General features: G+C 47.3%; 13 protein-coding genes. 5 read left to right on the forward strand and 8 right to left on the reverse strand.

What is annotated here, in order from left to right; genetic code table 11:
- Nucleotide 1 precedes the first annotated feature (1 nt).
- Together YWE_RS0112080 and YWE_RS0112085 are read left to right on the forward strand one after the other, a co-directional pair.
- A complete protein-coding gene (locus YWE_RS0112080; RefSeq protein ID WP_428829265.1) occupies nt 2–733 on the forward strand; it encodes a heme ABC transporter ATP-binding protein in 732 nt (243 codons plus the stop codon).
- Between the two features lie 120 nt (nt 734–853).
- A complete protein-coding gene (locus tag YWE_RS0112085; RefSeq protein WP_029094770.1) occupies nt 854–1294 on the forward strand; it encodes a DUF4952 domain-containing protein in 441 nt (146 codons plus the stop codon).
- Nucleotides 1295–1366: 72 nt separating this feature from the next.
- On the opposite strand, the gene phoU is transcribed toward YWE_RS0112085, so the two are convergent.
- The 5 genes from phoU to pstS form a co-directional block, all read right to left on the reverse strand.
- Nucleotides 1367–2080 carry a phosphate signaling complex protein PhoU gene (phoU, locus tag YWE_RS0112090; protein WP_029094771.1) on the reverse strand — a complete coding sequence of 238 codons (714 nt, stop codon included), beginning with the start codon at nt 2078–2080 and terminating at the stop codon, nt 1367–1369.
- 14 nt (nt 2081–2094) lie between these two features.
- Nucleotides 2095–2865, reverse strand: coding sequence for a phosphate ABC transporter ATP-binding protein PstB (gene pstB, locus YWE_RS31205; RefSeq protein ID WP_029094772.1), 771 nt, complete (start codon nt 2863–2865; stop codon nt 2095–2097).
- Between the two features lie 18 nt (nt 2866–2883).
- Nucleotides 2884–3771, reverse strand: a complete 888-nt coding sequence (gene pstA, locus YWE_RS31210) for a phosphate ABC transporter permease PstA (RefSeq protein ID WP_029094773.1) — start codon at nt 3769–3771, stop codon at nt 2884–2886.
- Between the two features lies 1 nt (nt 3772).
- Nucleotides 3773–4729 (reverse strand): phosphate ABC transporter permease PstC, encoded by a 957-nt coding sequence (pstC, locus tag YWE_RS27175; RefSeq protein ID WP_036015897.1) that lies wholly within the window; start codon nt 4727–4729, stop codon nt 3773–3775.
- 120 nt (nt 4730–4849) lie between these two features.
- Entirely contained in the window at nt 4850–5890 is a 1041-nt protein-coding gene (pstS, locus tag YWE_RS0112120) for a phosphate ABC transporter substrate-binding protein PstS (protein ID WP_029094775.1), read from the reverse strand.
- A gap of 435 nt (nt 5891–6325) precedes the next feature.
- Here pstS and YWE_RS0112125 point away from each other — a divergent pair, with 435 nt between their 5' ends.
- Nucleotides 6326–11311 carry an autotransporter domain-containing protein gene (locus YWE_RS0112125; RefSeq protein WP_029094776.1) on the forward strand — a complete coding sequence of 1662 codons (4986 nt, stop codon included), beginning with the start codon at nt 6326–6328 and terminating at the stop codon, nt 11309–11311.
- A gap of 278 nt (nt 11312–11589) precedes the next feature.
- Nucleotides 11590–12981 (forward strand): nicotinate phosphoribosyltransferase, encoded by a 1392-nt coding sequence (locus YWE_RS0112130; RefSeq protein ID WP_029094777.1) that lies wholly within the window; start codon nt 11590–11592, stop codon nt 12979–12981.
- A gap of 194 nt (nt 12982–13175) precedes the next feature.
- Here YWE_RS0112130 and YWE_RS0112135 read toward each other — a convergent pair whose 3' ends face one another.
- Entirely contained in the window at nt 13176–14234 is a 1059-nt protein-coding gene (locus YWE_RS0112135) for a bifunctional nicotinamide-nucleotide adenylyltransferase/Nudix hydroxylase (protein ID WP_029094778.1), read from the reverse strand.
- A 170-nt stretch (nt 14235–14404) separates the two neighbouring features.
- Here YWE_RS0112135 and YWE_RS27180 point away from each other — a divergent pair, with 170 nt between their 5' ends.
- Nucleotides 14405–15130, forward strand: a complete 726-nt coding sequence (locus YWE_RS27180) for an NUDIX hydrolase (protein ID WP_036015899.1) — start codon at nt 14405–14407, stop codon at nt 15128–15130.
- A 45-nt stretch (nt 15131–15175) separates the two neighbouring features.
- Here YWE_RS27180 and betT read toward each other — a convergent pair whose 3' ends face one another.
- Together betT and glmS are read right to left on the reverse strand one after the other, a co-directional pair.
- Nucleotides 15176–17179 carry a choline BCCT transporter BetT gene (gene betT / locus YWE_RS0112145; RefSeq protein WP_029094779.1) on the reverse strand — a complete coding sequence of 668 codons (2004 nt, stop codon included), beginning with the start codon at nt 17177–17179 and terminating at the stop codon, nt 15176–15178.
- 334 nt (nt 17180–17513) lie between these two features.
- Complete coding sequence (glmS, locus tag YWE_RS0112150; protein ID WP_029094780.1) at nt 17514–19349, reverse strand: glutamine--fructose-6-phosphate transaminase (isomerizing); 1836 nt, start codon at nt 19347–19349, stop codon at nt 17514–17516.
- Between the last annotated feature and the right edge of the window lie 266 nt (nt 19350–19615).

A 19615-nucleotide genomic window follows, 5' to 3' on the forward strand; every position in this document is an offset into this window, starting at 1 on the left:
CATCGTTAATAACGTCTCATTGAACTTAGTTCCCGGAGAACTGGTGACGATTATTGGCCCGAACGGCGCCGGTAAATCAACGCTATTACGCATCCTGACAGGGTACTTAAAACCCGACAGCGGAAACTGTTTTCTACAGGGCCGGTGTATGTCTCAGTGGCCTCACAAAGAACTGGCTAAAGTGCGCGGAGTGATGAACCAGCAGAGCGGGCTCTCCTTCCCGTTTAGCGTGAGCGATGTTATTGCTATGGGCCGCGCACCTTACGGTATCAATAAGTCTAATCAACAGGCGATTGATTGTGCGGTTGAAATGACCGAGTGCGGCCCGTTACTTAAGCGCAATTACAATCAGCTTTCAGGCGGAGAAAAACAGCGGGTTCAGTTGGGTCGCTTAATGGCCCAGCTGTGGAATTCATCGCCGGAGCAACGCTATCTGTTTCTGGATGAGCCAACATCCGCGTTGGATCTCTATCATCAGCAGCAAACCCTGCGCCTGTTGAAGAAAATGACCCGAGAAGCGCCGTTCTCAGTCTGTACCGTACTGCACGATCTTAATCTTGCCGCACTGTATGCGGATAAAATATTGCTGCTTCATCAGGGAACGCTGGTAGCATCCGGCACGCCAAAGGAGGTCTTAAATAGCGAACTGCTAACCCGCTGGTATCAGGCTGACCTCTGCGTCTGCGACCATCCGGAAACGCAAGGCCTGCCGCAGGTTTGTTTGCGGCGGTGATCGAGAACTTCAGGGTCAAAGCCGGCGCTGAAGTTCCAACTAAACTATTTGCAGCCCAGCCTAATCTCATTTACCTTACCAGCCATATGATAATGGATGCCCTCATCTCAGGAGAGATAAATGCGCTGGCGATTAAGCCTGTTATTATTATCCCTGACCTCAATGGTTAATGCTGCAGACTGCCCGAACACCTTGGCCGAGTTTGGACCTGTTCCGTCGATAATCACGCTAAAAAACTGTGAGCATATTGAAAGCGGGCAAGAGCATTTTATTACCAACTATCTGGTTTCTGGCAAAAATGCCGCTCAGGCAGAAAAATGGCTGCAGGAACGCTTTGATATGAAACCACTCTATTATCTCTGCTGTGGTTGGGAGCCCGTTGACCGCTCCGATTTTCGACAAAACCGCGATGGACGTGGCCACTATCTCGATAAAATCAGCAACCAATATTATGATATCACCATGACTTCGGGTGAAACCCTAACCAACGAACGCAGTCAGTGGCCGAGTATTCCCCAGTTTTTTATCAGCGTTACCTGGTACCCAGAAGGTGCTATTTAAATTCTTAATCACTCGGATAAAAAATCCCCTCAGATTAATCTAAAGGGATTTGCTAATTGGTTGTAAAACATTCTATTTTTTAGCCAGTAAGTTCTCAATTTCCTCTCCGCTACGGTGGCGGAAGTCCTGCCCCTTAACGAAGTAGAAAATAAACTCACAGATATTCTGGCAACGGTCACCGATGCGCTCAATCGAGCGGGCGCAGGCCAGCGCAGTTAATACGCTGGGAATCGATCGCGGATCTTCCATCATATAGGTCATTAACTGGCGAATAATGCCTTCATACTCCTGATCGACTTTCTTATCTTCCCGATATATCCGTACCGCTTCATCGATATCCATACGGGCAAAAGCGTCCAGCGCATCGTGCAACATTTGTACCGTATGGCGGCCCAGTGACTCAAGATTAACCAGCAAAGGTTTATGCTGCTGAGAAAACTTCTCCAGCGCCATGCGGCAGATTTTATCAGCCACGTCACCGATACGCTCCAGCTCAGATACCGTTTTAGTAATCGCCATCACCAGACGCAAATCACTGGCGGTCGGCTGACGTTTAGCGATAATTCGCACGCAGGCTTCGTCGATCGCCACTTCCATGCTATTCACTTTATGGTCGTCTTCAATAACCCGTCGGGCCAGCTCTTCATCAGCCTGATGCATAGCATTAATCGCATCAGTAAGCTGCTGTTCTACCAGTCCGCCCATCACCATGACCTGAGTACGGATATGCTCCAGTTCGGCGTTAAACTGGCCTGAAATATGTTTGCCTAAATTAAGGTTTTCCATGAGATTCTCCGTTATCAACCGTAGCGGCCAGTGATGTAATCTTCAGTCTGTTTCTTTTGTGGCGTGGTGAACAACATATCAGTATTGGAATACTCAATCAGCTCACCCAAATACATAAATGCCGTATTGTCTGAACAGCGTGCAGCCTGCTGCATATTATGGGTAACGATCACTACGGTATATTCTGACTTCAGTTCACTAATCAACTCTTCAATTCGACCGGTAGAAATTGGATCGAGTGCGGAACAGGGTTCATCAAGCAGTAACACGTCAGGGCGGATAGCAATACCGCGGGCAATACATAACCGCTGTTGTTGACCGCCGGACAGGCTATAACCGCTCTGGTTCAGCTTATCTTTGGTTTCATTCCACAGGGCAGCTTTGGTTAATGCCCACTGCACCCGCTCATCCATTTCAGCCCGGGAAAGGCGCTCAAACAGGCGAACCCCAAAGGCAATATTGTCATAAATTGACATCGGAAACGGCGTTGGCTTTTGGAATACCATACCGACCTTGGCCCGCAGCAGCGCCACATCCTGGTTATCTTCAAGGATATTCTGCCCGTCCAGAAGAATTTGACCGGTAGCAACCTGCTCAGGATAGAGCTGATACATTTTGTTAAACGTACGCAGCAGCGTTGATTTACCACAGCCGGACGGGCCGATAAACGCCGTTACCTGATTTTTAGCGATATCTAATGAGATATTCTTCAGGGCATGGAATTTGCCATAGTGGAAGTTCAGATCCCGTACCTGAATTTTGCTATCGGTTAAGTTATCAGTCATCGGATTCATTATTCTCTCTTAATATTTCTTCTTGGCGAACACAACCCGCGCCAGGATATTTAATAACAGCACGCACAGCGTAATCAGTAACACACCGGCCCAGGCCAGGCTCTGCCATTCTGAGAACGGGCTCATGGCGAACTTAAATATGGTGACCGGCAAGTTGGCAATAGGGTGACTCAGGTCAAGGCTCCAGAACTGATTAGAGAGTGCGGTAAACAGTAGCGGAGCGGTCTCGCCGGCAATACGGGCAATGGCTAACAGCACGCCGGTGACAATACCGGAAGTCGACGCTTTGAGGGTCAGCGATAAAATGATTTTCCATTTTGGCGTCCCCAAGGCGTAAGCGGCTTCACGCAGGCTATCCGGTACCAAACGCAACATATTCTCCGTGGTACGGATAACGATCGGTATCTGTAATAGCGCCAAAGCAATCACGCCGGCCCAGCCGGAGAAGCGCTCCATCTGCATCACCACAATGGTGTATACAAACAGGCCAACCACGATTGACGGTGCCGACAATAAAATATCGTTAATAAAGCGAACCACCGAAGCCAGCCAGGACTTGCGGCCATATTCCGCCAGATAAATTCCCGCCAGAATACCGAGTGGGGTACCAATCACCGTGGCCCATAAAATCAGTAATCCACTACCGGCAATGGCGTTGGCTAAACCGCCACCGGCAGTATTAGGTGGCGGCGTCATTTCAGTGAACAGCGCCAGCGACATACCGTCGATGCCCTTGGTGATGGTAGAGAATAAAATCCAAATTAACCAAAACAGGCCAAAAGCCATGGCCAGCATAGAAACCAGTAAGGCTGCGCGGTTCTTCTGGCGACGCCAGGCTTGCATACGCTGCCGGCTTTGATCCAGGGATGCCATATTAGATTGATGAATATCAGACATATTAGCTCCCCTCATTTTTGTTTAAGCGTGAAATCATCAGCTTAGAAAGTGAGAGAACGATAAAGGTAATGGCAAACAGAATCAGCCCCAGTTCCATCAGTGCCGAAGTATGTAAACCAGACTCCGCTTCCGCAAACTCATTGGCCAGCGCCGAGGTAATACTGTTACCCGGCATAAATAATGAGAAGCTGTCCAACTGGTAGGTATTACCAATCACAAAGGTGACCGCCATGGTTTCACCCAGTGCACGCCCCAGCCCTAGCATAATGCCGCCAATAACCCCATTCTTGGTGTATGGCAGGACAATATTGCGGATAACTTCCCATGTAGTACAACCAATACCGTAGGCTGACTCTTTAAGCAGAACGGGGGTTTGTTCAAATACATCGCGCATTACCGCTGCGATGTAAGGAATAATCATAATGGCCAGAATAATTCCGGCGGCTAAAATACCAATACCAAAGGCCGGGCCAGAGAACAGTGTGCCAACAATCGGAATATTAGACATCACGTCGCCAACCGGCTGTTGGAAGTATTTGGCAAATAGCGGGGCAAAGATAAACAGGCCCCACATACCGTAAACGATGCTTGGAATAGCGGCCAACAGCTCAATGGCGATACCCAGCGGACGCTTTAACCAGCCTGGTGCCAGCTCAGTCAAAAACAGAGCGATACCAAAACTGACCGGAACGGCAATAATCAGCGCAATAAACGATGTTACCAGGGTACCGTAAATCGGCACTAATGCACCGAACTCATCGGCCGGAGGATTCCATTCTTTAGTCCACAAAAAGCTGAGACCAAACTTCTGGATGCTGGGCCATGAAGCAATAATCAGCGACACAATAATGCCGCCCAATAACAATAGCGTGATCAGCGCAGCCAGTTTAACCAGCGCACTGAAAATAATATCGCCCTGTCTTCCCGGGGCTTTCATTACCCGCTTGTATTCAGCCATAAGCTTCTCTTTAAAACTTGATTGCCCCTTCCCGGCTAACTGGCTAAGAAGGGGCGATTAACACACTTAACTAACGTCGTTGGTATTGCGCGGTGTGCAAGTACCAAGACGCTATTGTTTTTAATATAGTGCTTTTCCACTGCTATCTTTTATCTGCGTCTTCCAGGCTGCACGCACCTGTTCAACAACGGCATCAGGTAGTACGGCATAATCTAACTCGGTCGCCAAAGCTCCGCCTTTCTTGTAGCCCCAATCGAAGAACTTAATCACTTCAGCCCCGCGCTTAGCGTCTTTTTGATTTTTATGTACCAGAATAAAAGTGGTCGATGTAATCGGCCATACGTCTTTACCTTTCTGGTTAGTCAGGTCTTGGGCAAACGACTTAGACCAATCAATGTTGGCAGCTGCCGCACTGAATGAGTGTTGAGTCGGGCTAACGGCTTTGCCATCAGCTGAAATTAGTTTGGTATAAGCCAGATTATTTTGTTTAGCGTAAGCATATTCAACATAGCCGATTGAGCCGGGTAAACGCTGAACGAAGGCAGCGATGCCATCATTTCCTTTACCGCCTAATCCAACGGGCCATTTTACCGTAGAGCCTACGCCAACTTGATCTTTCCAGTCGCTATTCACTTTCGCTAAGTAGCTGGTAAAAACGAAAGAGGTACCGGAACCATCAGCACGGCGAACAACGGCAATATTTTGATCCGGCAGTTTCAGGCCCGGATTCAGTTTAGCAATTGCCGGGTCATTCCATTTTTTAATGGTACCGAGGTAGATATCACCCAAGGTTTTACCATCTAACGTCAGATCGCCTGACTTGATACCTTCAATATTCACGGCAAGTACTACGCCGCCAATCACGGTCGGAAATTGGAACAGGCCATCAGTGGCTAAACGCGCATCATCTAAAGGCGCGTCAGAGGCCCCAAAATCAACGGTGTTAGCAATGATTTGCTTTACGCCACCCGATGAACCAATTCCCTGGTAGTTGATGTTATTTCCGCTCTCTTTCTGGTAGCTGTCAGCCCACTTAGCATAAACCGGCGCAGGAAAGGTTGCGCCCGCGCCGGTAATGTTTTCTACAGCAAAAGCCGATAACGAAGTTATCGACACGGTGGAGACGATTGCAAAGGCCAGGGTTTTACGTATCAGTTTCATCATTACTCCTAAAGGAATTAATTCGCTCTGTATCGTTAAAAATCAGACTGGTGATGAGTACAAGGCAAAAGATAAGACGATTTGATGACAGTATAATGTCAGGTTGATTACAGTTTTATGACAGTGAAAGTTTTTGTTTAAATAAATAATAGCCGTAATTATTCAGCTTCGTGGAGGCTAGCGTTTTCATCAAATATCTCGCCGATCACCTCTCCGAATCCTTTAGCTTTAACGTTCTTAAAAATATCATTTTAAGTAAATTTACAGTAAATAAATGTCAATAAAATACAAATAGTAAGAATTTTTATGGAAAAATATTAGAAATTATTAATAAACCAAGCGCTCAAAAAAAAACCAGACTGCTACATTTAAATCAGTGTGGAGCTGTTTTCCTCATCATACCCATAGAACACAATGATAATAATGAGGCATCCCATGTTGACCGATCACCCAACCAAGAAAAAAATGTCTTTATCGGTGTTATCTATAGCGCTGATAAGTTGCTTTCCATTTGCTACCGTACAAGCTGTGCCTACTCCTGTATCTACACCACCATTCTTTCTAGCCGCGAGTAATACCGAAGAAATAGGGTATACATTTTGGATGGTTCAAAAACATACCGGCGACTCCAATAGTGGTGTCGCTCTCGCTATTAATGGCGGGAAATTATCAATAAGCATCAGCAATATAAGCAATATATGGGATGGTACCGCAGGCTCACGCACTATTCATGCCCGCGGACAGGATAGCCTTATTACATTACAAGATACCAATGCTAGCCTGGCTGCCAGTCAGGCTAGCAACGGCGATGCCAGTTCCGTTGTGGCCGCAACCGCCGGTGGCCGTGTTGGTATCACTAACGGAATATTCTCTGCCACGGGCAATTATGTTCGAGGGCTTTCTGCCGCCGGGGATAATCCGGATAACGGTGGCAGCTCTATCAGTGCTGAAAATGCAACCATCACTACCGCCGGTAATTTTGGTATTGGCGTACAGGCCTATGGCTCTAATAGTGCTTTAACCCCCTTAACTCGGGTTGATCTTATCGGGGGTTCGGTAACCACCAATGCGCTTAGCTATGCTCCGGCATTACAGGCTGCCCGGGTGGGTTCTTTAATTACCACCCACAACACAGTGATTACCGCCAACGGAGCAGGCAACTTAGTGGTTGATGTTAACCGCGGCGGGGCTGTTGAACTGACTGGCGGCAGTGTTACCGGCAATGGTAATACCAGCATTGGTATTATCAGTGATGGTGTCGGTAGCCATGCCAAAGCTGAAGACACCAGCATTACCATGACCGGACAAAAATCAGTCGGAGTCTTAGCCAGCGCTGGCGGCAGCGTTGAGCTTAAAAATAATACCATCAGCCTCACAGACTTAGGCACTAACGGCTCCGGCCTGACTGCCAGCGGCCTCGGCTCAAACATTAGTGCTACCAACGCCATTATCAATGTCAAAGGCAGCGGAACCAACGGCGGCAATGCGCCGGTTGGCGTAGGCGCTGAAAATGGCGGTTTAGTGACCCTGAACGGCGGTAGCGTGACCATGGAGGGTAACAATCGGACGATTGCCGCCCGAGCCGGTAATAACAGCAATATCATTGCTACCGGTACCCGCTTTACCACCAACGGCAATAACTCTCACGCCGTAATGGCGTGGCTTAACGACCCGACAACTATAGGCACGATTACTCTGACAGATGCCACCATTTCTACCGCCGGCATTAACTCTTACGGCATCACCTCAAATAATCAGGGCGCAAAAATCACCGCGAATAATACTAATATCACCACCTCTGGTAATGTCGGCCGCGGAGTTTATGCATGGAACGGCGGCACGGTGGCGCTGAACGGCGGTTCAATAACCACCAGTGGCGATATTGCTTCAGGACTACAGGCTGCCGGCGTTGGTGCCGACAGCGCGGCCCAACCGGCAAAAATTGATGCGCTTAATATTAACGTCATTACCCGCGGAAATTTCTCCGATGGTGTCACCGCCGGCTGGGATGACGGAAGTCAGGGGATAGTGAATTTTACCGGCGGCAGCATTACCACCTCCGGCGAGCTTAGTGCGGGGGCTGCGGCAAGATATGCAGGCATTATTGGCTTAATCAATACCGCAATAAACACCACTGGCGATAACAGCACGGGCATTATTAGTGACGGTGACAGTAGCTATGTCAAAGCTGAAAATACCAATATTACTATGGCCGGACAGAAATCAGTTGGTGTGTTAGCCAATGCTGGCGGCAAAGTTGATCTTAAAAATAACACCATCAGCCTGACAGACTTAGGCACTAACGGCTCCGGCCTGACTGCCAGCGGTGTCGGTTCAAACATTAGTGCTATCAACGCCATTATCAATGTTAAAGGCAGCGGAACCAACGGCGGCAATGCGCCGGTTGGCGTAGGCGCTGAAAATGGCGGTTTAGTGACCCTGACCGGCGGTAGTGTGACCATGGAGGGTACAAATAGAACTATTGCCGCCCGAGCCGGCAATAACAGCAATATCATTGCTACCGGTACCCGCTTTACCACCAACGGTAATAACTCTCACGCCGTGATGGCGTGGCTAAACGACCCGACAACGATCGGCACCGTTACTCTGACAGATGCCACCATTTCTACCGCCGGCATTAACTCTTATGGCATTACCTCAAATAATCAGGGCGCAGAAATCACCGCGAGTAATACTAATATCACCACCTCTGGTAATGTCGGCCGCGGAGTTTATGCATGGAACGGCGGCACGGTTGCACTGAACGGTGGTTCAATAACCACCGGTGGCGATATTGCCTCCGGACTACAGGCAGCCGGCGTTGGTGCCGACAGCGCGGCCCAATCGGCGAAAATTGATGCGCTTAATGTCAACGTGACTACCCGCGGAAAGAATTCCGATGGTGTCACCGCCGGCTGGGATGACGGAAGTCAGGGGATAGTGAATTTTACCGGCGGCAGCATTACCACCTCCGGCGAACTTAGCGCGGGAGTGGCTGCTAGATATGCCGGAAACATTCGCCTAATCAACACCACAATTAATGCATCCGGTATTAACTCATCGGCCGCCTCTGCCGATAGCGGCGGCGTGTTAAATATTAATAACACCAGCCTGACATCCCAAAAATCTAGCGGCATTGCCCTAACAAATAACGCAACGGTCGCCCTGAATAACTCCACGGTAACGGCTAACGGAGCCTCAATTTCCTCAACCTTAAATCAGGCCGGCCAGACGCAAAACATCACCGTCGGTTTAGGCAGTAAGTTAAACGTAAATAACGGAACATTATTACAGGTAAACCGAACCGCTGAAGGTATGGACGGCATTGTGAATCTGACGCTGGGCATTGGTTCATCGGCCCGTGGCGATATTAGCGATCTTAACGGATTAAACGCAAACGGAACCCGTTCAGCCGGTGGTAAAACTAACTTTATTGTTCAGAAAGGAGCTGATTGGCTAGGTTCCGTGAGTGGGATTAATGACATTACTATTGGTAACGGTAGCAGCTTTGTAAATACTGGCAACGCTCCTATTATGGGTAACCTGCGCGCACTGCAGAATGCTCGCTTACAATTTTTGAACAGCACAACAATTCAAGGTTCTCTCGATCTAAAAGAGCAATCCAATACCATATTTAATCAAAATGCCATCATCTTTCAAAATCTGATGGCTCAGGCAGCATCGATACAGTTTATGGCGATGTCACATATACAGCAGAGCATTATTGCTGCCAATAACTCGATGATAAGTTTTATAAACTCAGCAAGAATTGATGCCGACTTGACCGGGGATTCAAGCTCTTTTGCTTTTAGTCAGCAAAGTGACGCCATCAACCGTATTTTGGGAAATATCGCGTTAAGTAATAACTCAAAAATTAAAGGCGGCACGCTACTAAATCCAATCATCATTGGGGGTAATGTCGATGCGTCTGGCGGCTCAGTACTGGGAGGTAACTTACTGGTTAGCGGAGCATTGTCCGGAACGGGCGGAACCTTGTCTCCGGGTAACTCAGTAGGAACACAAACCTACGCCAGCATGGCCGGTTTCAGCGGTAACTATGTGGCAGAGGTAAACTCGGCAGGGCTATCTGATAAGGTAATCATTCAAGGCAATGCGGATATTTCGGCCATCAATTTGTCCGTCGCCCAAGAGAACGGTAACGGCGGATACCAACTCAACCACGCTTATACCATTTTACAAACCACCAACGGCGGAACGGTACAAAATAGCTTCGCCAGCACGGCCCTAGATACGAGCTTCCAAAATACGCTCGTCAAACTGGATCCTGTTAACTATGGTACAGACAATGTTCAGGTCAGCCTGTCCGTCGATCAACAAAAATTGGCGGATAAACAGGGCGATTTGACCTCTAATCAACGCAATACCCTAAATGGCGATCTTGGCGCCGTAGGCCAAAACAGTGCGGTGGATGCCGCAATGCTTTCAACCGATACCGCCAAAGCGCTCGACCAGCTATCCGGTGAAGTTCACTCCAGCTTACGTTCATCATTACTAGCCTCCAGCACTATGCTGACTGATATCGTCAATGACAGAGCCAGAACAAACGCTAAGACTAACCGTAATGAAAATTATGTATGGGTTCAAGCACTCGGTGGTAGCTATAGCCTGAATGGTGATGGTAATACGGCTAAGAGCACCAATAAAAACTGGGGAATTGCCGTTGGTGGGGCTATGGCCCTACAGGATGGCTGGCAGCTAGGAATGGCTGCCGCTTATAACAATGAAGATATCGACGTTGATTCCAGGTCGTCATCAGCGGATGTCGATACCACATCGTTACTGGCTTACGTCAGCAACAGCTGGTCCGCCGGCCTCGGCAATGTCAATTTATTAGCCGGTGGTGGTTACAGCTGGCATAACATTGATACCCAACGGGATGTTTCGTTAGTTAATCAGAATATAACATCGTCTTATAATGCCAATACTACCCAGTTATTTACCGATTTAGGATATGAAATTCCCGTTATAGACAGTTTTACCGTTGAGCCTTACACCGGCATTGGCTGGTATCGCCAAAAGACCAATGACTTTACCGAGCATGGCGGCAGTGCTGCTCTGCGCGGACAGGGCGATACTCAGGATGTTACCACCTATAACCTTGGGGTTCGCAGTAAGCTAGCCTTCGCAATGGGTAACACTCCGGCCTCAGTCAATATGTCTGCAGGATGGCGTCATGCCGCTGGTGATATTGATTCTGATGTCCGGTTAAATCTGGCACAGGGCCAGGGTTCCGCTTATACCGTAACTGGCGCTCCACTCTCTAAAGATGCCGCAGTTCTGGCCTTTGGCGTTGAAGCTGAAGTGGTTAAAAATGCCGTTGTTGGCGTGTCTTACAATGGTCAGGTAGCCAGTGATAACAGTAGCAATGCCGGTACTCTATATATGAAATATACTTTCTGATATAGCTAGCACAGCGGCCCCGGAATCCCTTCTGGGGCCGTTTTATTTTTTATCACTATCTCCCATCGCCTTACAAATTAAATTTATCTATTAAATCATATAATTAATTAATTTATACAACTTAAAACACCAACATAGTGGCATACTGCCATTATTTTTATTGACCAATATAGTGTCAATATGCCACTATAATTCCACGAGGTATGAGCTACCTTTAGAACTTAGGGCATATACCGGATAGACCGGTGTACCTGTAAATTGATTGGAGGATTTCCATCATGCATAACTTAATACTGAATACCGACTCTTATAAAACCTCTCACTTTGTTCAGTACCCTAAGGGTACTGAGTACGTCTCCAGCTATATCGAGTCCCGTGGCGGTATCTATCCGAAAACCTTGTTTTTTGGCTTACAGATTTTTATTAAACAGTATCTGACCAAGCCGATCACATTGACCGATATTAATGAAGCAGAAGAAATTCTGGCCATGCACGGTATGCCGTTCAACTATGACGGCTGGCTGTATATTCTGAACGAACACAACGGCTATTTACCGTTAGATATTGAAGCCGTTCAGGAGGGTACGTTAGTCCCTACCGGCAACGTCATGGTTCAGGTCGTCAATACTGACCCAAAATGCGCGTGGCTAACCAGCTACATTGAAACCGCTTTATTACGGGCGGTCTGGTATCCGACAACGGTGGCAACGGTCTCTAAAAACTGTCACTCCATAATTTCTCATTATTTATCTGAAACCGCGGATAACCTAGATAGTCTGCCATTCAAACTGCACGACTTCGGCGCAAGGGGAGCAAGTTCACAAGAGAGCGTCGAAATAGGCAGTTTGGCCCATTTAGTTAACTTTATGGGAACCGACAGTCTGGCGGCCATTGTAACTGCCCGCCGTTATTATAAAAAAGATATGGCCGGTTTCTCTATTCCGGCAGCCGAGCACAGTACTATCACTAGCTGGGGGCGTGAGGGTGAATCAGCAGCCTATTCCAATATGCTAAAGCGCTTCGGCGGCAAAGGTAAAATGGTAGCCGTAGTGAGTGATTCTTACGATATCTGGAATGCTATCGATAATATCTGGGGTAACGAATTAAAATCTCAGGTTGAGAATATGGGAGGAACTCTAGTTATTCGCCCTGATTCAGGTGTACCGGTTGAAATCGTTCCTGAAGCCATTGAGCGGTTGATGGATAAGTTTGGTTTTATCACTAACGCCAAAGGTTACAAAGTACTGCCTGACTACGTACGCTTAATTCAGGGAGATGGTGTATCTGCAACCTCAATTGAAGCCATCCTGTATGAAATGAAAAAGCGCGGGTTAAGCACGGAGAACGTTGCATTCGGTATGGGAGGCGAGTTGCTACAGAAGGTCAACCGCGATACTCAACGGTTCGCCATGAAAACCTCGGCCATCTGTATTAACGGCGAATGGAAAGAGGTTTACAAAGATCCGATTACCGATCGGGTAAAACGCTCGAAAAAAGGGCGTTTAGCGCTGATTAAACAAGACGGGCAGTTTAAAACCGTTACCACTGACAATATAGGCGATGCTGAAAACCTGTTAGTCACCGTTTTCAGAGACGGTCAGGTCATTGCTGACTACGCGCTGGATGATATCCGCCAGCGGGCAGACAAAGAGACGCTGTTTGTTGCATAAATAATATCAGAATTACCCCCAACTAAAGCCTCTGGATCATAAACAGAGGCTTTTTTTATTTTTAGGCCATGCCAGCAACGACGATAAGTTGAGCCAATAAAATATTATTCAATAAAAAAACCACAGAGAGATGATTTCCTGTGGTTTTTTATTGATAGTAAACCTTAACGTTTCAATTTATAGGGTTAACCGGCTCAAACCGCCCCTAACATATCCTGAATAATAAAATAGTGGTCTTCAAACATCACCTGCGGGTCTAATTCACTAAGCGGTACCCAGCGGGCGGTTTTGGCGTCATCGCTGCCTTTTACCTTCGGTAACTCAAGACTCGGTTCCAGTTCAATATAGAAGGCATGGGTAATGGTTCTGCCACGGGCAGAGCGGTATGGCGCATCGTAAACCGCCTGGCGTTTAATTGAGCCTTTTAAAACCGGTGCCGGCACCTTTAGCCGCGTCTCTTCCCGTAGCTCTCGCAGGCAGGCCTCCAGTAAGCGCTCACCTCCGTTTAAGAATCCGCCCGGCAGTGCCCACAGCCCTTTGCCGGGGCTGGCCCGGCGTTCAATCAGCAGAACGTGGCCGGACTGAATCACAACAGAATCTACCGTTACAAAAACCGGCGGATAAGGCGCGGTATTCCAGGCTTGTTGATACTTTTTAATAAACAGAATTTCATCATGGATATGCTGAAAGCCGGGATGAGTTCGGGAGAAATCAATTAAATAATCAGCCACTTGCTGAGGCAGAATATCGTTACTTACCAGCTCTCGGGCAACCCGCTCTGGCTCATCAATAAAAAAGGCTTCCCGTACCGGGGTAGCGCTAATTTTATGATAGTTTTCAATACTGATGCTGCTCCACTGAGGAAACAGGCTGAGATAAAATCCGGTTTGGTCTTTTCTATGGCCGATCAGCGAAATTTTTGCCGGACGGTGAGGAACGGTATGGTGAGCAATCACTAACCCGTTAACCGTCGACTGAACGTTACGCACCCAAACTTCATCGTTATAGGGAACATCCATCAGCGGTAGGCAGAGTAATCTGGCGTTTTCAGCCTCAGATAAGCAGCGGCGAACCATCTCTTCCCGTTCCTGATGCGTCCATGGATTACGTGGGTTTCTAGGCTCCCATGCAGAACCGATAAGTAAAATCAGCTTATCAGCCTGATTTAACCCCTCACGAACAACTTTAAGATGCCCGGTGTGGAATGGCTGAAAACGGCCAATAAAGACGGTGAAGTCGTAGGGTTTGTTCATATCGCAAGCTCCTTGCGGATAAAGTAAGACGGCGAGTCTGTCTCACCGTAATAATATAAGCGGGTATCAGTTCAATCTTGCACTGATAAACTGATATCTATATTATTGGCTTTTAGCCACTAAATAGGCAAGTACTATTGTTGTTTGTTACTCTGATGGATAATTAAATTATGTATAAGTCTGAACAAGAGTATCTGAAAAATTATAACGTTCATCGTTATGATATTCCTCTGCTGTCGATCGATATCGGTATATTCACTATTCTCAATGGCAAGCTGCACGTGCTGTTGATTGAACGGGGAGAATTCCCCTATAAAGAACGCTGGGCTTTACCGGGTGGATTTATCGATCAATCGCAGGATCAAGATCTGCATAGCTCCGCGCTGCGTAAGCTCACCGAAAAAACCGGCGTCACCACGCCCCATCTGGAACAGGTTGAAACCGTGGGTAATGCCGCCCGCGATCCTCGGGGCTGGTCAGTGACCTCTCTTTATATGGCGCTGATACCCTATGCCCCGACGTCAAAATTTATAGACTCCGTTAGCGACGTGCGCTGGTGGCCTTATGAACAAGCCATTAAGCTCGATCTCGCCTTTGACCATTTGGAATTAATAGCCAAAGCCAGAGCGCGTCTTAAGAGTAAAACGGCTTATACCATTATTCCGATCCATGTACTTAGCTCGCCGTTCACGCTGACCCAACTACAACAGGCATTTGAAGAGCTGCTGGAAAAGAGCATCGAGAAAAAATCTTTTCGCCGGCGTATTCTTTCAGCCGATGTTCTCGAAGAGGTGGGTCAAGGATTGCCGGCCGGCGGGCTGGGGAGAATTGCAGCGTTATACCAACCGAAACAAGGCTGTGAGCAACATTCATTTGTCTGGAGTTTGGGCAATTAAATGCAGAAAACCGGTATCCTCGTTAATCGAAGATACCGGTCCATTTTATCGGACTAAGTGTAAGAAATGCAGATGTTTTTCATACTGGTCAAGAATGTCATTAATAATTTGTTCTTTGGTCCAGCCCATCACATCATAATCCTGACTGCCTTCTCTTAAAAAGACTTCAGCTCGGTAATACTTCTGCTCCTCGTTCCGGTCTTCATCTTTAATATCAAGAATTGAGAACGCCGGCTGTATATAGGAGCGTAGCCTGATGCCATAAGTGAAGTTCATATCTTCACCAAGATCGACTTCAATCATTTTTCTGTCATTATCACCTTCGATCACCTGGTAGCTGATATTCTGCTTTTGCAGCTCTTCTCCTACCATAACCATTGCCGGTGCCACCACCTCATCGACAAAGCGCTTTACGTGGGAGCGCCTAGGGAAATAAGCAATATTTCTGATCCGTTTCTGCCAAGGAATTGGATTACGGCTACCGGTCGGCGCAAGGGTTGTCATTTGCTGGCTGTCGCGCTTATAGGCATCAACGCGTAATGCCTTCAATAAACCATAAACCGACAATAGCAGAACCATGGAATAAGGTAATGCTGCCGCAATCGTCATGGTTTGCAGAGCACTTAATCCGCCGGAGAACAGCAGAGAAATCGCCACAACCCCCATCAGCGATGACCAAAAAATGCGTTGCCACAGCGGCGTTTTATCATCACCACCTGAGGCCAGCATATCGACAACCATCGCTCCGGAGTCAGCCGAAGTGACAAAGAAGACAATGATCATCACAGTGGCAAAAATCGACAATATCCGACTAAACGGGAAATATTCTAAAAATTTAAACAGGGCAACCGAAGAGTCACGCTGCACCGCTTCCGCTAATCCAGTAGCGCCATGTTGCATAATCAGATCGATGGCGGTATTGCCGAAGAACGTCATCCATAGCAACGTAAATCCGGCCGGAACAAACATCACACCAATCACAAACTGACGGATAGTACGACCGCGAGAAACCCGCGCAATAAACATGCCGACAAACGGAGACCATGATAGCCACCAACCCCAATACAATAAGGTCCAGCCGCCTAGCCAATCTTTAGTCCCGTCTGAGGGTTCATAAGCGTACATATTGAAGGTCTTACTCACAATCTCAGACAGATAAGCCCCGGTATTTTGCACAAAGGCCTTCATCAGTAGAACCGTCGGACCTAATACCCCGACTAAAACTAATAGAATAAACGCCAACACCAGATTGAGTTCAGATAAACGACGCAGGCCGCCGTTTAACCCGGTCGCCACTGACAGCGTCGCCATGGCGGTTATGACCACAATCAAAATCACCTGGGTAGTTTCATTAACCGGCACATCAAACAGGTAATTAAGCCCTGAATTTACCTGAAGAACGCCATAGCCCATTGAGGTAGCGACACCAAAAACGGTACCCAAAATCGCAAAAATATCGACAGCATGGCCGATAGGGCCATAAATCCGATCGCCGATAATAGGGTAAAGCGCTGAACGCAGGGTTAAAGGTAATCCGTGGCGATAGCTAAAGAAGGCCAGAATAAGTCCGACAATGGCATAAATAGCCCAGGCGTGTAATCCCCAGTGGAAGAAGGTCAGCTTCATTGCCTCTTTCGCCGCTTCAATGGTTCCGGCTTCACCAACCGGTGGGGCTAAGTAGTGCATAACCGGCTCGGCAACGCCGAAGAACATCAGGCCGATGCCCATACCGGCGCAAAACAGCATGGCAAACCATGAAGGGTAGCTAAAATCAGGCTGAGAATGGTCCGGACCTAACTTAATATTTCCGTAACGGGATAAGCCTAAATAAGTGACAGAAATAAGAATTAGGGCAACGGCCAGAATATATAGCCAGCCTAATTTTTCAACAATATGCTTCTGAATTGTACCGAACTGTGCATTGGCATGTTCCGGATTTAGCACCGCATAAAGGACCAGTAGCAATATTAATACCGCTGCAGTATAGAAGACGGGGGCATTAATTTTACTGCGGGGGGAGGCCTGTTCCGGCACTTCCTGATGACTCATATGAGTTCTCCTTGGTATAAAAAATAGCTAAGAATGATGGTGGGGATTTTTCCTTATGAAATTATTTTTCTTATTAAAAACAACACAATAAAAGCAATTAAATAATAGTGAATCAGTATAAAAAACCACTAATAATAAAAATCGCGGAGGCGAGTATAACAAAGTTATAACTATAAATAAAAAACGCTTATTTAAGATAAGAATTTAAGATGAAATATCGGGGGTTTTATAAGTAAAAACGAGGGCAGTTGGAATATATTTTTAGCTACTTATTAAGATAATAAAACCCCGAAATAATTTAATGTTATTTCGGGGTTTTTAATTATTTATATCATTATTCTACGGTAACAGACTTAGCCAGATTGCGCGGCTGATCGACATCGGTACCTTTAATCAGCGCAACATGATAAGAAAGTAACTGTAGCGGTATGGTATAGAATACCGGCGCCACCAGCTCATCAACATAAGGCAATGGAATAATGGTCATGCCTTCCACGCTGGTAAAGCCAGCATCTTCGGCAGCAAACACATAAAGTTGACCGCCACGGGCGCGGACTTCTTCAATGTTCGATTTAAGCTTCTCTAACAGCTCGTTATTAGGTGCAACCACAATGACTGGCATGTCGGCATCAATTAAGGCCAACGGTCCATGCTTAAGCTCTCCGGCGGCATATGCCTCAGCGTGAATATAAGAAATCTCTTTTAATTTAAGCGCCCCTTCCATCGCAATCGGATACTGATCGCCACGGCCTAAGAACAGCGCATGATGTTTATCAGAGAAACCTTCAGCCAGCGCTTCAATGGTTTTATCCAGCGACAGCATTTGATCGATACGGCTTGGTAAAGCCTGTAGAGCATGAACGATATCATGCTCTGTTTTTTCTGGCATACCGTGCAGGCGGCCCATTTTGGCAACCAACAGCAGCAGTACCGTGAGCTGAGTGGTAAAGGCTTTGGTTGACGCCACGCCGATTTCAACTCCGGCACGCGTCATCAGAGCCATATCAGACTCACGCACCAGCGAAGAGCCATGAACGTTACAAACAGCCAGAGAACCTAAGTAGCCAAGCTCTTTAGATAAGCGTAATGCCGCCAGCGTATCTGCCGTTTCACCGGACTGTGACAGTGTGATCAGCAGGCTGCCTTTACGCATGGCCGGTTTGCGGTAGCGGAACTCAGAAGCAATTTCGATATCACAAGGGACACCGGCCAGGGCTTCAAACCAGTAACGGGCAACCATACCTGAATGGTAGGAGGTGCCACAGGCAACGATTTGAATATGTTTAACCTGTTCCAGCAGCTTCATGGCTGGTTCGCCCAGCTCATCCAGATTAACCAGACCGTGGCTTAAACGCCCTTCAAGGGTGTTTTTAATCGCCAGAGGTTGCTCATAAATTTCTTTTTGCATGTAGTGGCGATAAACCCCTTTATCACCGGCATCATACTGACTGGTTGATTCCAGATCGGGGCGCTCTACCAACTCACCTTGTTTATCAAAAATAGTGACAGAACGGCGGGTTACTTCAGCCACATCACCTTCTTCTAAATAGATAAAGCGGCGGGTTACCGGCAGCAGCGCCAGTTGATCGGAAGCAATAAAGTTTTCACCGAAGCCTAAGCCAATAACCATCGGGCTACCGGAACGGGCAGCAATTAAGATGTCTGGATTGCGACGATCGAGAATAACCGTACCGTAAGCACCGCGCAGAATTTTTACTACGCGTTGTACGGCTTCAAGCAGGCTTAATTCACTGTTATTTTTGAGTTCATCATGCACTGAGTGCGCAATAACCTCGGTATCTGTTTCGGAAGTAAAAACGTAGCCCTTGGTGATAAGATCATCACGCAGAGACTCGTAGTTTTCAATAATGCCGTTATGCACCACGGCGATATAACCGGACTCGTGAGGATGAGCATTACTTTCAGAAGGTTCACCGTGCGTCGCCCAACGGGTATGAGCGATTCCTGTACCGCCTTTAAGCGGAGAGGCGTCAACCGCTTCACTCAGCATTTTTACTTTGCCTAAGCGACGAATGCGCTGAAGATTATTGCCTTCATCAACCACAGCAATCCCCGCAGAGTCGTACCCGCGATACTCAAGACGACGTAAACCTTCTAACAATATTTCAGCTACATCTCGTTGTGCTACTGCACCAACAATTCCACACATCGTTTATATTCCTAATTAAAGAACCGGATGATTATCCTGATTCTGTTCGATGCCCTTGACCTTTTGTTGCCGGATTTCCGGCTTCCCCGAGCCTGTAGAGATGGGGATTATTATGTTTTGGTATTAGTCTGGTTGAGAAAACAAGGCCAATAACAAAAGGTAATAAGATTGCCTGACACTTTTGTTGGCTGCTTACGCAGCTACGACCCTAACGTAACCCTCTCTCTCCGTTTGAGTCTTTACAACCAATAAATTTAAACTTTCGA

It is taken from the genome of Budvicia aquatica DSM 5075 = ATCC 35567, from assembly GCF_000427805.1.
Taxonomy (GTDB): Bacteria; Pseudomonadota; Gammaproteobacteria; order Enterobacterales; family Enterobacteriaceae; genus Budvicia; species Budvicia aquatica.

Coding starts and splice junctions, on each gene's coding strand:
- YWE_RS0112085 (WP_029094770.1), top strand. CDS start 854: ATGCGCTGGCGATTAAGCCTGTTATTATTATCCCTGACCTCAATGGTT.
- phoU (WP_029094771.1), bottom strand. CDS start 2,080: ATGGAAAACCTTAATTTAGGCAAACATATTTCAGGCCAGTTTAACGCC.
- pstB (WP_029094772.1), bottom strand. CDS start 2,865: ATGACTGATAACTTAACCGATAGCAAAATTCAGGTACGGGATCTGAAC.
- pstA (WP_029094773.1), bottom strand. CDS start 3,771: ATGTCTGATATTCATCAATCTAATATGGCATCCCTGGATCAAAGCCGG.
- pstC (WP_036015897.1), bottom strand. CDS start 4,729: ATGGCTGAATACAAGCGGGTAATGAAAGCCCCGGGAAGACAGGGCGAT.
- pstS (WP_029094775.1), bottom strand. CDS start 5,890: ATGAAACTGATACGTAAAACCCTGGCCTTTGCAATCGTCTCCACCGTG.
- YWE_RS0112125 (WP_029094776.1), top strand. CDS start 6,326: ATGTTGACCGATCACCCAACCAAGAAAAAAATGTCTTTATCGGTGTTA.
- YWE_RS0112130 (WP_029094777.1), top strand. CDS start 11,590: ATGCATAACTTAATACTGAATACCGACTCTTATAAAACCTCTCACTTT.
- YWE_RS0112135 (WP_029094778.1), bottom strand. CDS start 14,234: ATGAACAAACCCTACGACTTCACCGTCTTTATTGGCCGTTTTCAGCCA.
- YWE_RS27180 (WP_036015899.1), top strand. CDS start 14,405: ATGTATAAGTCTGAACAAGAGTATCTGAAAAATTATAACGTTCATCGT.
- betT (WP_029094779.1), bottom strand. CDS start 17,179: ATGAGTCATCAGGAAGTGCCGGAACAGGCCTCCCCCCGCAGTAAAATT.
- glmS (WP_029094780.1), bottom strand. CDS start 19,349: ATGTGTGGAATTGTTGGTGCAGTAGCACAACGAGATGTAGCTGAAATA.